This window comes from Actinocorallia libanotica (assembly GCF_039525175.1).
Classification (GTDB): Bacteria; Actinomycetota; Actinomycetes; order Streptosporangiales; family Streptosporangiaceae; genus Actinocorallia; species Actinocorallia libanotica.
This window is the reverse complement of record NZ_BAAAHH010000049.1, coordinates 13684-25352: the sequence shown is the minus strand read 5'-3', so window position 1 is coordinate 25352 and position 11669 is coordinate 13684. Positions and strand designations below refer to the sequence as shown.

Below are 11669 nucleotides of genomic sequence, written 5' to 3'. Positions count from 1 at the left end.
CTTCGTCGTCTCAGGCGTCCTTCTTCTTCATCGCCTCGATCTCGTCCAGGGTCGCGAACCGGGCGGTCCCCCTCCGCCTCTTCGTCTTCTTCGCCTCCTTGGCGTCAGGTGTCCTGACCTGGGGTTTTGCCGGGGGCGGCACCGGTTCCCCTTGCTTCGAGGTGCTAGCCTCTGGAGCTGCGGCCTGCTTGTTCGGCAAGAGGGCTTCGAGCGCTCCGGCGTCGTCGGTACACCTGTCAAAGACGACCTCCCGACCGTCATCACAGGAGAGGGTGTACCGCTTCGCGGGCACCTCCCGGCGCTTGCAGACGTCGCACACTATGACAGTGACCTCCACCTCAGACCCTTCCTCTCTGCGCGAGAACGTTTGACAGTGTGTCTTAGAACGTGCAACTGTAGATCCAATATAGACAACCAGACAGGACAGGGGGTTGCATGGGGGCTCGCAAGATCCAAGACGAGTCCGAGGTTATCCGGTGGTTCGAGGAGGGACGGACCTATCAGTGGATGGTTGAGGAGTACAAGCGCAAGTACAACATCGAGACCGTCCCATCCCTATGGAGTAATTTCCGTCGCCGTCGAGGGCTTGAGCGTCGCATCGTGCGCGATGACGAGCTGATCCCTTGGGAGGTGAAGGAGGAGCACCGTTGGCTCTACCCGATCGCGATGCTGCGGGCCGAAGGCCGGCGCCGTGCGGGCAAGGAGCTGAAGGAGAACGAGAGCACCCGGCTGGCAAGCTGGAAGAAGATGCTGGAAGAGGAGGGTGTCGTGGTTCACTACGACCCCGAGACCGAGGACGGCTTCTTCTATGTTCCGCGTACCCCAGAGGACAATGACATCATCCGCAAGCCCAAGCAGAAGACGACCAAGCGGCCCAACAAGGACTGATCAAGGTCGCGACCCCCGAATGGCGTTCGGCTATCGGGGGTCTTTTCTTTTATAAGGGTTTACTATCGGTAAAGGATACTTTACTGTTCAACGGGTCAGTTAACACTCCGTTCATGCAAGACTTATCCGGCCACCCCCCGCGAGCACGACATTCACGCACAGAGCGCACGCTCCAGCCCTTGACAGGGCACTCGCTGGTGGGATACAACCATCCCCCATGAGGTACAAGTTACACACACGAAGGGAGCCGTGTTGCCATGCCTTACAGGCGCATGATCCTCCAGCCTTTGGCTATGGAGGTCCAGGCGGAGCTTGATTCTGCGGACGGAAAGATCCACCTCCGCTTGGACAGTCACGCGCACGACTACCACATCATCGCCAGCCCCGGCTACCGGCCGTCCGAGCTGAGAGAGATCCTCCGGTCCCTGCGACTCGTCGGCCTGGTACCGATCAGTGAGGACGAGTGCGAGCCCGACCTGCTCGACGACGGATCGGTACGCATCTACCTCGTCCACGACAGGGTGACGCCTCGCCCCAAGTACAGGGCGGGCTCGCACGGCATTGCCCCTCCTCAGAGACTCCCCATCACCCCCTACCTACCCATTCGCCCCAAACAACAGGAGGCCGTCCCTTGACCTTGACCCTGGTCAATCTCCCCACCCCCGCCCCCCAGGTCCCCCGAGACGGATGGGGTCGCCCCCTCGTCGTGCCGGAGTCCGGCGGTCGACCCGTGCCCCACACTCGCACGACGACCTTCATCGACTGCATCGAAGACAAGAGCAACATCATCAACTGGAAGCAGCGCACCGTCCTGGTCGGCGCCGCCCAGAACCCCCACCTCCTGGAGCAGGCCCGCGGCCTCGACCTGGAGAACCCCGAGGACAAGCGCACGCTCAACGATCTGGCCGAGCGTGTAAGTGACGCAGCCGGGGCGAACACCAAGCGGGAGAAGGGAACCCACCTCCACCTGCTGAGCGAGCACGTCGACCGCGGTGAGCCGCTGCCTGCCGGTACGTCGGCCGCCGACCTCGACGACATGGCCGCCTACATGATGGGTACCGTCAACCTGCGCATGGAGCGCATCGAGACGTTCGTCGTGGTCAATGAGCTGGGCACGGCGGGGACGTTCGACCGAACGGCCTGGTACTCCGGCCCCGACCCGTGGGGGCTGCCGATCGAGGGCCGGTTCATCGCCGACCTGAAGACCGGGTCCGTCGCGTACGGCACGCTGAAGATGGCCAGTCAGCTCGCCGTCTACAGCCGGGGCAAGGTGTACGACTTCACGAAGTTCCCGGTCGACGTGAACGACAGGAAGCAGTTCGCAGCCTGGAAGAAGACAAAGTTCTCCGCCGAGGAGGCGGCGCAGGCGTACACCGACCTGCCTCCGGTCAGTCAGAAGTGGGGGATCATCATCCACCTGCCTGCTGGCTCGTCGACCTGCACCCTGCACTGGGTGGACCTTGAGCTTGGGTGGCAGGCCGCCAGCCTGGCGCTCCAGATCCGCAAGATGCGCAGCGTGCGCGACGCCATGAGGCCCTTTGTGAGCCAGGCCACAGAAGATGGGCTTGCATCTGCCGCCTAAAGTGTGTAACTTGTACTTACACAACGGGGCGCCGCCCCAAGTAACACACCCTACCAAGGGAGTACGCCACCTGAGAGAGACAAGAGAGGGGAGGTCGAGCGCATGAGCGAAAACCGAAGGTCCGTCAGCGTCACGATCAAGTACGGCAAGGAAGAGGACGAGCCTTGCGCCGTCTTCGAGGGAACGCCCCAGCAGATCCGCGAGGACATCATCGAGTACTTCGGGATGCCACGCGAGAGCGTCGAGGGACTCCCCCTGAACGAGGTGGTCGTCAACGCCACCCGCACCGCCCAGGCCCTGGACCTGATCCGCTCCCAGCTCGGCGGGGTCATCATCCCGCAGCCCGAGGCCAAGCCGGCCTCCGGCCCCGAGCCCGCGGACCCGTGGGCGGCTGCCTCCGGCACCGCCAAGAGCGATCCGCCCTGGGACCCCGACCCCGCCCCGAACGCGGAGCCGCCCAACCCCAACGCCTGGATTCTCGGCGAGATCGAGAAGCAGACGACCGTCGAAGGACTGAAGAAGCTATGGGCCGAGAACCAGGCCATGTTCGCCGACTCGTCCGTACTGGCCGCATGGAAGGCCAGGGGCAAGTCCCTTCGGTAACCCGCACCACCGAACACCCATCATCGAAAAACCGATCAAAGGAGGACTTACTTTGGCTCTCAACCTCGTCGACATTCCGGTCCAGGGCGGCGGCTGGTTCAAGCCCGCCGACAACAAGGGCGCTCACGCGATCCTGATCGAGGTCCACTCCTACGAGGCCAACAGGCCGACCCCCAACGGCCCCAAGAACAGCGCGCTGTGTGACGTGACGGTCTTCCGCACCGCGGAGGATCTCCTCAACGGCACCCCGCAGGTCGCCAAGGGTCAGCGGATCGAGCAGACCGTCCTCGCCCGAGACCTGGAGACCGTCGTCAGTGGTGCGACCATCGTGACCCTGGACCAGATCCCCCCGCGCAAGCCGGGCGCTCACCCGGCGTGGGTGTGGCGACAGATCACCGACCCGTCGATCCGTCAGGGGATCGTCGCCTACGCCTCCCGTCGCGACGCCGCCGCGGAGGCTGCCCTGGCCGCCGCGCCCGACTTCGACTGATCAAGCTGTGTAAGTGTGACTAGGGGTGGCCTTCGGGCCACCCCCTTCCCCCGACAGAGAGGAGAAAGAGTGCGTCCTTCGTGGGACGAGTGGGCACTGGCCATGGCCGAAGTGGTCGCGACCCGAGCCGACTGCACGCGCGCCCAGGTGGGTGCCGTCCTGCTCAGCAGGACCAGGCGGGTGCTGGCCGTGGGATACAACGGCCTGCCCTCGGGCATTCCCGGCTGCGCCTCGGAAGGCAACTGCCCCCGCGGCAAGCTGACGAGCGAGGAGTGTCCGCCCGATAGCGACTACGGCAACTGTGCCGCGATCCACGCGGAAGCGAACGCCATCTACCATGCCGACCCCTTCGAGCTGGCCGGAGCGACGCTCTACATTACGCGCCCGCCCTGCCCCGCTTGCACGACCCTGATCCGGTCGAGCGGCATCCGGCGCCTGGTCATCAAGGGGGACCTCCCTTGCTGAACCCGGCCAGATCCCTGTCCATGCACGCCGAGTCGGGTCGCGAGCTGCCGAAGGTCGAGGCGTTCGAGGCGCTGTATGCGCTCGGCTGTCGACCCCGTCACGGCGAGGTCGTCATGATCGCCGGCCGAAGCGGCACGCAGAAGTCGGGGTTCGCCCTCTTCTGGGTGGCGCAGATGAACCTGCCCACGCTCTATTTCAGCGCCGACATGTCGGCCTTCACCGCCTCGTCCCGCCTGGCTTCCATGGCCACCGAGGACACGACGGAGATGGTCGAGGCGGGGATGAAGGCGGGCGGGCGGCACCGTCAGCGCTACCTCAAGGCCCTGGCCGACTCGAACATCGTCTTCAGCTTCGGCTCGCCCATCACCTGGCAGGCCGTGGACGAGGAGCTTGAGGCGTGGATCGAGCTGTGGGACGAGTACCCGGCCGTCGTGGTGTTCGACAACCTCATGGACTTCGAGGGTGCGGAATCGGACTACACCGAGCAGATGGCGGTGATGTCCAACGCCACCGAGCTGGCGCGAGCCACCGGGGCGACGGTCATCATCCTGCACCACGCCAGCGATAAGGCATGGGAAGCCAAGTCCAACCCCTGGAACCCGCCCTCGCGCGACCAGGTCAAGGGCGGCCTGTCGGAGAAGCCCGAGCTGTCCCTGTCGGTGGCCCTGGACCCGCACTCGCTGGAGTACAAGGTCGCCGTCATCAAGCAACGCATGGGCGCCTGCGACCCAACGGCGCAGCGCTACGCCACGATGCGCTGCCACCCGGAAGTGACCAGGTTCTCGAAGCTGGAGCTTCGGCTTTCGCCGACCGCCCCCGTGACCAAGCAGTGGACGCCGACCGGCGCCCTGGCCGCATAGAGAGGAGTGTAAGTGTGACTGATGCAGGAGCGAGGAACAGGAGGAACCGACGCAAGGGCGCGGAGTTCGAGACGGCCCTGATGAACGGCTTCCGTGAGCACGGGTCCGACATCGAGCGGCTTCGGCTGGCCGGTGTCGAGGACGAGGGTGACCTGGTCATCCGCTACAGCCCGACCAGGTACCTGGTGATCGAGGCGAAGAACGCCAAGTTCGAGCCCAGCGTGTTCATCAAGGAGGTCGAGCAGGAGCGGACGAACTTCGCCAAGCACCGCAACCTCGATCCCCACCTGGTCGGGGGCATCGCGATCGTCAAGCGGCGCGGCAAGAGCTGGCGGCAGTCGTACGTCTTGACCACGGTTGAGGAGTACTTCGGGCTGGAGCCCGAGTGAGGGAGAGCATCAAGCCCTACCTCGACATCATTGCCTCCTTCGCCGACTACCTCGCCGATCCCGAGAGCGACCACGAGATGGTCCTGGCGGTCGAGGAGTTCTTCGGCATCCGGGAGAGCGAGTGAGGTTCCACCGGATCAACGAGGGCGACTTCGGCAGTGACGACGACAAGCCCGACCTGGGCGCCGTCATGGATGCCTTCGATGTCGACTACGACCCGATGCGGGCGGCCGGTATGGCGCGCTGCCCGCTGCACGAGGACAACACCCCGTCCATGTCCTTCAACACCGACAAGGGACTGTGGCGCTGCCACTCCTGCGGCGAGGGAGGAGACAGTTACACGCTGATCATGAAAGTGAAGGAGGTCGACTTTGCCGGAGCAAGATCTTTTGCAGCCTCTCTCGGCCTCGCAACGGGAGGCGCTGGAGGAAGCGGTGAGCAGCTATCAGGCAGCCGTTTCGCTGGAGGCCGCAAAGTACCTGCTCGGAAGGGGGATCGGAAAGGAAGTAGCGGCTACGTTCCGGCTTGGCGTCGTCGCTGACCCCTACCCCGGACACGAACGCTTCCACGGCTTCCTCGCCATCCCCTACCTCGACCGCAACGGGCGCCCCCTGACGGTGCGGTTCCGCTGCCTGGTCGAGCACAACCACCGGGACTTCTTCCACGGCAAGTACATGTCCATCCCGGACGACCCGCCCCGCATGTTCAACATCGGGGCGATCCACCGGGCGGGCGATGAGATCCACGTGTGCGAAGGCGAACTCGACGCGATCATCCTCACGATGCTCGGTCTCCATGCCGTCGCCATCCCCGGCGCCCAGCTCTGGAAGGGCAGGCACCGAAGGATGCTCGCAGGGTTCTCCCGAGTGTGGGTGTGGGGCGACCCTGACGACGCAGGCGCCGACTTCACCCGGAAGATCTGCCGGTCGCTGCGCACCGCCAAGGGTGTGCGCCTGCGGGTCGGCGACGTCACCGACACCTACCTGGCCGGAGGGGCTGAGGCCATTCACGACTGCTACAGAAAGGAGCTGCAAGCCGCATGACCGAGACCAAGAGCACGACGCGCAAGCAGAACCCGACCTACACCCGACTGCGCAACCGGCACCGCGACTTCCAGGGGCTGCTCGGCACCGACCTGCCCCTGATCGGGGGCCGGAGCACGAAGGCGTGGCGGGATTACTACGCCGAGCGGGCCGAGGCCATGACGGAGCGTGGAGCCGGACGCCTGGCCGAGAACCAGGACGGTTACGACGCCCACCTCCTGGCGCTCCTGTACCTGGCGCTCTCCTCCGACGAGCCCGAGGGCGCCCGTCACGTGCTGGTCGATGTCGCCGCGGTCGCTCTGCTGGCCGCCGAGTCCCTGGGTGGTGACAGGTGAGCGGACAGGAAGACGTCTCGAACGACCCGTACATGATGATCCTGCGGATGGCCTCGATCCTGGGGGACTTCCGCCGCGCCCTGCTGAAGGAGGGGTTCTCCAAGGAGGAAGCCTTCTGCCTGGCCGAGCAGTTGTTCCGAGAGACCCCGAACGTGGGTGGTGAGCAGTGAGGCTCCCGATCTACGGGGCGCCGCACCGGCTCACGGTCACCGAGAACTTCGTGGTGATCGAGCACGGGCCGGCCTGCGAGAACCAGCACGGCGGGGTCGACTGCGACGTGGCCATGTACGAGGCGTTCGATGGGGCTGACTCCTACTTCGTCCCGAAGGACGACCAGGCCCCATCCTTCCTTGGCTTCGACCGGTTCCGGCTCCGACCTGGCCAGTACTGGGTGCGGGCGTGGGAGGCGGAGTACCTCAACCCCCACGGCTGGACCGAGCTGGACGGCGGGATCACTCTCATCTACCCCGAGGAGGCCGAGTGTCTGGACTGAAGCACGGTGACCTGGTGCAGGTCTTCGACGCCGAACGAGGCGAGTTCATCCTCGCCCAGTTCAACCACTACGAGGACGTTGACGTGACGTTCCTCGCCTACTTCGGGACCGAGATCACCGATTCCCCGTTCAAGTACGAGGAGATCGAGGTCGTCAAGGTGGTTCCGGTTGAGTGACCTACCCGGTGCCCCCGGCCCCTCCCTGCTGGCCATCTGGGGGGCGCTGAGTCCGTCAGAGCGTGAGGCCCTTGCCCCCCACCTGGTGGGCGAGACCTCCGCGGACTGGCTGGCCAACCTGCTGCGCAAGTACGGACACGACGTGTCCGCCACGACGATCCGGACCTACCGGCGAGCCCTTCGCCAGGAAGAGAGTGTGTAACTGTGAGCGAACTGCTCGACGAGCTACTGTCCAAGCCGGTAGGCCCGACCCTTCAGCCCAGGCAGACCGACCCCGAGCGGGACTTCACCCGCCAGATCGAGGTGTCTCAGGACGCCGCCGCGGTGACAGTGCGAGGCCCGGCCGGAGAGGTCGACGAGGACGCCGCGACCGCCTACCTGCGCTCTCAGGGCATGGACCCCGCAGAGTGGACCGCGACCGGCTTCCGCTCGTCGGAGTGGACCATGGCGAACGGTGAGCTGGGCGTCTCCACCCGGTTCACCTTCGCCCGCCGCAAGGCGGCTGCCTCCTCGGGCGTGAGCATCGACGAGCTGATCGAGGTGCTCGACCGGACGGCCGAGGAGAAGGCGCCCTATGTCCAGAAGTCCGGCGACCACTCCTTGATCGTCGCCCTCGGCGACATGCAGTTCGGCAAGGCGGACGGCGACGGGCCTGCCGGAACCATCCGGCGCACGGTCGAGTGCCTCAACAAGGCGTCTCGCCTGCTGGAGGTGATGCGCTGGCGCTTCGACATCGGGCACGTGCATGTCGCCTGGCTCGGTGATCACGTCGAGGGGTTCGTCTCGCAGGGGGGCGCCAACACCTGGCGCACCGTGCTGACGATGAACGAGCAGATCAGGCTCACGCGCCGCGTGATGCTGCACGCGCTGACCACCTTCGCCCCGCGGGTCGAGCGGCTGACCATGGCCGCTGTCCCCGGCAATCACGGGGAGGCGATCCGCGTGGGCGGCAAGGGCGTGACCCGCTACGACGACAGTCACGACACCGAGTCCCTGATCGCCGTCTCGGAGGCCGCGAGTCTGGCGCCCGACCGGTTCGGGCACTGCGAGTTCTTCGTGCCGGACACCGACGAGCTGACCGTCGTCGTCGACTGCTCGGGCACCACCGTGGCCCACGCCCACGGGCACCAGTGGCGGGCGGGCAAGCACTTCGATTGGTGGCGAGGGCAGGCGTTCAACCGGGAGTCGGCCATGCATCAGGCGGACCTGCTCCTGGCGGGCCACCTGCACCACGAGTTCGTCGACACGGACGGGCCGCGGACGTTCATGCAGATCCCCGCCATGGAGAGCGAGTCCACCTGGTGGCGGCACCACACCGGCACGGTCGGCTCGCCCGGCCTGGTCCTGGCCGTGACCAAGGACAAGGAGACGAATCTGAAGGAGGTAGTGCGCTGAACATCGTGAACTTCACGCCGAGCACCGAGGCCGGCCCCGACTGGTCCTTTGTGGAGACCGGCATCTACGACAAGGCGATCAAGTCCGCCGCGGCGAAGATCTCGCGCGATCGAGGCGGAGTCGTCGAGTACGACGACATGGTTCAGGAGGCCATGATCTACATCGCCACGAGGCCGGAGGAGATCTCCCGGTACGTGGTCGACGGTGAAGTGCAGATCGGCAAGCTGTCGAACCGGCTGTACTCCCGGCTGCTCGACATGACCGACACGGCCGCCGGGCGTGCGCAGCGACAGACCTCTTACGAGGCAAGCCTGAGGGCGGCATGAGCGGCTATGACCGGCGCCTCGTCGAGCACCTTCTACCCGCGGTGTGGGACGTCGAAGCCGCCTACGGCATCCGCAACCCCACTGCCCCCGACGCCGACATGCCCAAGGGCAGCACCAACCCGAAGGAGGGCAGCATCCTTCAGGCCCACCTCGCCGACATCCGGCGGGCATGGGAGAAGGCGCCCCTCCCCTACGTCCTGCGACAGGCGCTGTTCATGCGCTTCGCCCTGGACTACATCCACGAGGAGATCGCGATCGTCCAGAACGTGACCCGGCAAGCGGTCGGCTACCGCCTCGACCGCGGGGTCGGAGAGCTGACGGCCTGGCTGAACGGCGTGACCTACGTGGACGGCTACGACGGTGAAGAGGACGCCGAAGCCGCATGACCGAGTGTGTAAGTGAGACAAGATCCATCGACCTGAAGGAGGCACCCATCAACACCATGTCCCTGCCCGCCATCACCGACTCGATCCCCGCCATCGTCGATATCCCGTGGGGACCGACCGGGCAGACCGTCTATGAGCGCACCTACTCGCGCACCAAGGCGGACGGCTCGCGCGAGACCTGGCCCGAGACGGTGCGGCGCGTGGTCGCGGGCAACCTCGGCCTGGTCTACGGGGAGAAGGAGACCTGGAGCCCGGCCGTGCGCGACGAGTACGAGCAGCTCGTCAAGTACATGGAGAAGTTCGCGATCCTGCCCGCGGGCCGTCATCTGTGGGCGTCGGGCGTGAAGGGCAGACAGTACCTGTTCAACTGCCACGTGGCACCGTGGGGAGAGACCCTCTCCCGGCACTTCGAGTTCACCTTCTTGCGCCTGATGGAGGGTGGCGGCGTCGGCTCGAACTACTCCTCCAGCTTCCTTCGCCGCTACGGGGTGCCTCGTCGCCCGCTGGACGTGCATGTCGTGTGCGACCCGGCGCACCCGGACTTCGCCGAGATGAAGGCGGCGGGCGTCCTGTCGAGCGAGTACGACTCGAACTGGGCAGGCGCCTTCGAGGTCGAGGACTCTCGCGAGGGATGGGCGAGTGCGCTCGTCGACCTGATCGACACGTTCATGACCGATGGCGAGGTCAAGCACCGACAGCGCGTCTATGACGTGAGCCGGGTCCGCTGCAAGGGCAGTCGCCTGAAGACCTTCGGCGGGACGGCGTCCGGCCCGGCTCCGTTCGCTCGGATGATGGTCGAGGTCGGCCGCATCCTGTCCCTGGCCAGCAACCCGGCCAGCCGGGTGCGCCCGGAGGGTGGCTTCTACGGGCACCTCACGCCCGTCGAGGCCATGGACATCGACCACGCCATCGCCGAGTGCGTCGTCTCCGGGGGCAACCGGCGTTCGGCCCGCATGGCGATCGTCCACTGGGCGGACCCGTTCATCGCGGAGTTCCTGCGCTGCAAGCTCGACCCCTCCCGGCACTGGACGACGAACATCTCGGTGGAGATCGACGACGAGTTCCTCGCGTTGATCGACTCGACGAAGACCGTCAACCTGGACAAGGCCAGGCAGGCGGGCGCGGTCCTTCAGGCGGTCGTCGAGGGGATGCTGACCAACGGTGAGCCGGGGCTGTGGAACAGCTCCCGGTCCAACCGGGGCGAGGTCAACCGGGTGATCGCGACCAACCCGTGCGGGGAGATCGCGCTACCTCCGACCGGCGCCTGCGTGTTGGGCCACGTGAACATGGACCACTTCGCGCCCACCCGCAAGGGAGGGCCGGCCGACGTGCTCAACCTGGTCAAGGCCCACCGGCTGATGACCCGGTTCCTGATCCGCGCCACGTATGGCGACATGCGAGACGCCGAACAGAAGGCTGTCATGGAAGCCGAGCGCCGGATCGGCGTCGGGCACTTCGGGGTCCAGGGGTTCTTCGCCAAGTCGGGCATCCGGTACTCCGATGTACCCGACAACAAGGCGGCTCGCCGCCTGCTGCGTGAACTGTACGAGGAGGTGAGGAAGGAGGCCCGGAGCTACGCCTTCGAGCTGCGCATCCCGGAGCCGGTCAAGGTCACCACAGAAGCGCCGACCGGCTCGGTCGCCAAGCTGCCGGGCGTGAGCGAGGGCATCCACGCGATCTACGGCCGGTACTTCCTGCGTCGGGTGCGGTTCTCTCTGGCCGACCCCCAGCAGGAGAAGACCGTGAACGACCTGTTCGCCAAGGGCTACCGGGTGGAGACGTGCATCTACGACAAGAGCGGCAACACGCTGGTCGTGGAGTTCCCCACGAAAGACAAGCTCGTCGCCGAGGTCGAGGCCATGGGATACCCCGCGGACATCGTCCAGTCGGCCGACGAGCTGAAGCTGGAGCAAATGCTCGCCTTCCAGGCGATGTATCAGGAAGAATACGCAGATAACGCCGTGTCCTACACGGCCAATGTGCGACCCGGCCTGGACGTGCTGGAGACGGCCAACACCCTGGCCCACTGGCTGCCCCGGCTGAAGGGCACGACGATCATGGTAGATGGAACGCGAGAGCAGGCCCCCTATGAGCGGATCACCCGCCAACAGTTCGAGCAGTATCACGAGACCTTCGTCGAGGACTCGACCGACCCTGACTGTGCAAGTGGCGCATGTCCGGTGAGGTGACCAAGTGTGCGTGGCCGCCATGCAAGACCAAGGCCGTGCATGTTGGCTA

General features: G+C 65.8%; 21 protein-coding genes. 20 read left to right on the top strand and 1 reads right to left on the bottom strand.

All coding sequences use genetic code 11. From position 1 onward, the window contains the following. Positions 1-10: 10 nt before the first annotated feature. On the bottom strand, positions 11-337 hold the full coding sequence (locus ABD140_RS35475) for a hypothetical protein (RefSeq protein WP_344246565.1): 327 nt from the start codon (positions 335-337) through the stop codon (positions 11-13). A 98-nt stretch (positions 338-435) separates the two neighbouring features. Here ABD140_RS35475 and ABD140_RS35470 point away from each other — a divergent pair, with 98 nt between their 5' ends. The 20 genes from ABD140_RS35470 to nrdJ all read left to right on the top strand — a co-directional run bounded on the left by ABD140_RS35470 (position 436) and on the right by nrdJ (position 11620). Then, positions 436-888 carry a hypothetical protein gene (locus ABD140_RS35470; RefSeq protein WP_344246563.1) on the top strand — a complete coding sequence of 151 codons (453 nt, stop codon included), beginning with the start codon at positions 436-438 and terminating at the stop codon, positions 886-888. Between the two features lie 257 nt (positions 889-1145). Continuing rightward, positions 1146-1523, top strand: a complete 378-nt coding sequence (locus tag ABD140_RS35465; protein WP_344246561.1) for a hypothetical protein — start codon at positions 1146-1148, stop codon at positions 1521-1523. Positions 1524-1618: 95 nt separating this feature from the next. After that, complete coding sequence (locus ABD140_RS35460) at positions 1619-2470, top strand: hypothetical protein (protein WP_344246559.1); 852 nt, start codon at positions 1619-1621, stop codon at positions 2468-2470. 102 nt (positions 2471-2572) lie between these two features. Next, positions 2573-3073 carry a hypothetical protein gene (locus tag ABD140_RS35455; protein WP_344246557.1) on the top strand — a complete coding sequence of 167 codons (501 nt, stop codon included), beginning with the start codon at positions 2573-2575 and terminating at the stop codon, positions 3071-3073. Between the two features lie 52 nt (positions 3074-3125). Then, positions 3126-3563: a hypothetical protein gene (locus ABD140_RS35450; protein ID WP_344246555.1), complete on the top strand. Its 438-nt coding sequence runs from the start codon at positions 3126-3128 to the stop codon at positions 3561-3563. A gap of 69 nt (positions 3564-3632) precedes the next feature. Beyond that, entirely contained in the window at positions 3633-4028 is a 396-nt protein-coding gene (locus ABD140_RS35445; protein WP_344246553.1) for a deoxycytidylate deaminase, read from the top strand. Then, on the top strand, positions 4022-4888 hold the full coding sequence (locus tag ABD140_RS35440) for an AAA family ATPase (RefSeq protein ID WP_344246551.1): 867 nt from the start codon (positions 4022-4024) through the stop codon (positions 4886-4888). Before ABD140_RS35445 ends, ABD140_RS35440 begins: the two co-directional genes overlap by 7 nt. A 14-nt stretch (positions 4889-4902) precedes the next feature. Continuing rightward, positions 4903-5277 (top strand): hypothetical protein, encoded by a 375-nt coding sequence (locus ABD140_RS35435; RefSeq protein ID WP_344246549.1) that lies wholly within the window; start codon positions 4903-4905, stop codon positions 5275-5277. Next, complete coding sequence (locus ABD140_RS35430; protein WP_344246547.1) at positions 5274-5402, top strand: DUF7215 family protein; 129 nt, start codon at positions 5274-5276, stop codon at positions 5400-5402. The genes ABD140_RS35435 and ABD140_RS35430 overlap by 4 nt, the downstream gene beginning before the upstream one ends. Further along, positions 5399-5818 carry a CHC2 zinc finger domain-containing protein gene (locus ABD140_RS35425; protein ID WP_344246545.1) on the top strand — a complete coding sequence of 140 codons (420 nt, stop codon included), beginning with the start codon at positions 5399-5401 and terminating at the stop codon, positions 5816-5818. The genes ABD140_RS35430 and ABD140_RS35425 overlap by 4 nt, the downstream gene beginning before the upstream one ends. Next, positions 5712-6320, top strand: coding sequence for a toprim domain-containing protein (locus ABD140_RS35420; RefSeq protein ID WP_344246543.1), 609 nt, complete (start codon positions 5712-5714; stop codon positions 6318-6320). Before ABD140_RS35425 ends, ABD140_RS35420 begins: the two co-directional genes overlap by 107 nt. After that, positions 6317-6655 (top strand): hypothetical protein, encoded by a 339-nt coding sequence (locus ABD140_RS35415; protein WP_344246541.1) that lies wholly within the window; start codon positions 6317-6319, stop codon positions 6653-6655. Before ABD140_RS35420 ends, ABD140_RS35415 begins: the two co-directional genes overlap by 4 nt. Further along, positions 6652-6825 carry a DUF7187 family protein gene (locus tag ABD140_RS35410; RefSeq protein WP_344246539.1) on the top strand — a complete coding sequence of 58 codons (174 nt, stop codon included), beginning with the start codon at positions 6652-6654 and terminating at the stop codon, positions 6823-6825. The genes ABD140_RS35415 and ABD140_RS35410 overlap by 4 nt, the downstream gene beginning before the upstream one ends. Continuing rightward, on the top strand, positions 6822-7148 hold the full coding sequence (locus tag ABD140_RS35405) for a hypothetical protein (protein WP_344246537.1): 327 nt from the start codon (positions 6822-6824) through the stop codon (positions 7146-7148). Before ABD140_RS35410 ends, ABD140_RS35405 begins: the two co-directional genes overlap by 4 nt. Then, the gene (locus ABD140_RS35400; protein WP_344246535.1) at positions 7136-7324 is read left to right on the top strand and encodes a hypothetical protein; all 189 of its coding nucleotides are present in this window, start codon (positions 7136-7138) and stop codon (positions 7322-7324) included. The genes ABD140_RS35405 and ABD140_RS35400 overlap by 13 nt, the downstream gene beginning before the upstream one ends. After that, positions 7317-7526, top strand: coding sequence for a hypothetical protein (locus ABD140_RS35395; RefSeq protein ID WP_344246533.1), 210 nt, complete (start codon positions 7317-7319; stop codon positions 7524-7526). The genes ABD140_RS35400 and ABD140_RS35395 overlap by 8 nt, the downstream gene beginning before the upstream one ends. A 2-nt stretch (positions 7527-7528) precedes the next feature. Beyond that, the gene (locus tag ABD140_RS35390) at positions 7529-8719 is read left to right on the top strand and encodes a hypothetical protein (RefSeq protein ID WP_344246531.1); all 1191 of its coding nucleotides are present in this window, start codon (positions 7529-7531) and stop codon (positions 8717-8719) included. A gap of 5 nt (positions 8720-8724) precedes the next feature. Beyond that, on the top strand, positions 8725-9045 hold the full coding sequence (locus ABD140_RS35385) for a hypothetical protein (protein WP_344246529.1): 321 nt from the start codon (positions 8725-8727) through the stop codon (positions 9043-9045). Beyond that, positions 9042-9431, top strand: coding sequence for an RNA polymerase sigma factor (locus ABD140_RS35380; RefSeq protein WP_344246527.1), 390 nt, complete (start codon positions 9042-9044; stop codon positions 9429-9431). Before ABD140_RS35385 ends, ABD140_RS35380 begins: the two co-directional genes overlap by 4 nt. Then, positions 9428-11620 (top strand): ribonucleoside-triphosphate reductase, adenosylcobalamin-dependent, encoded by a 2193-nt coding sequence (gene nrdJ, locus ABD140_RS35375; protein WP_344246525.1) that lies wholly within the window; start codon positions 9428-9430, stop codon positions 11618-11620. The genes ABD140_RS35380 and nrdJ overlap by 4 nt, the downstream gene beginning before the upstream one ends. Positions 11621-11669 lie beyond the last annotated feature (49 nt).

What these genes read in the sequence shown, in the direction of transcription:
- ABD140_RS35470 (WP_344246563.1), top strand. Translation starts at nt 436, where the DNA reads ATGGGGGCTCGCAAGATCCAAGACGAGTCCGAGGTTATCCGGTGGTTC.
- ABD140_RS35465 (WP_344246561.1), top strand. Translation starts at nt 1,146, where the DNA reads ATGCCTTACAGGCGCATGATCCTCCAGCCTTTGGCTATGGAGGTCCAG.
- ABD140_RS35455 (WP_344246557.1), top strand. Translation starts at nt 2,573, where the DNA reads ATGAGCGAAAACCGAAGGTCCGTCAGCGTCACGATCAAGTACGGCAAG.
- ABD140_RS35415 (WP_344246541.1), top strand. Translation starts at nt 6,317, where the DNA reads ATGACCGAGACCAAGAGCACGACGCGCAAGCAGAACCCGACCTACACC.
- ABD140_RS35380 (WP_344246527.1), top strand. Translation starts at nt 9,042, where the DNA reads ATGAGCGGCTATGACCGGCGCCTCGTCGAGCACCTTCTACCCGCGGTG.
- nrdJ (WP_344246525.1), top strand. Translation starts at nt 9,428, where the DNA reads ATGACCGAGTGTGTAAGTGAGACAAGATCCATCGACCTGAAGGAGGCA.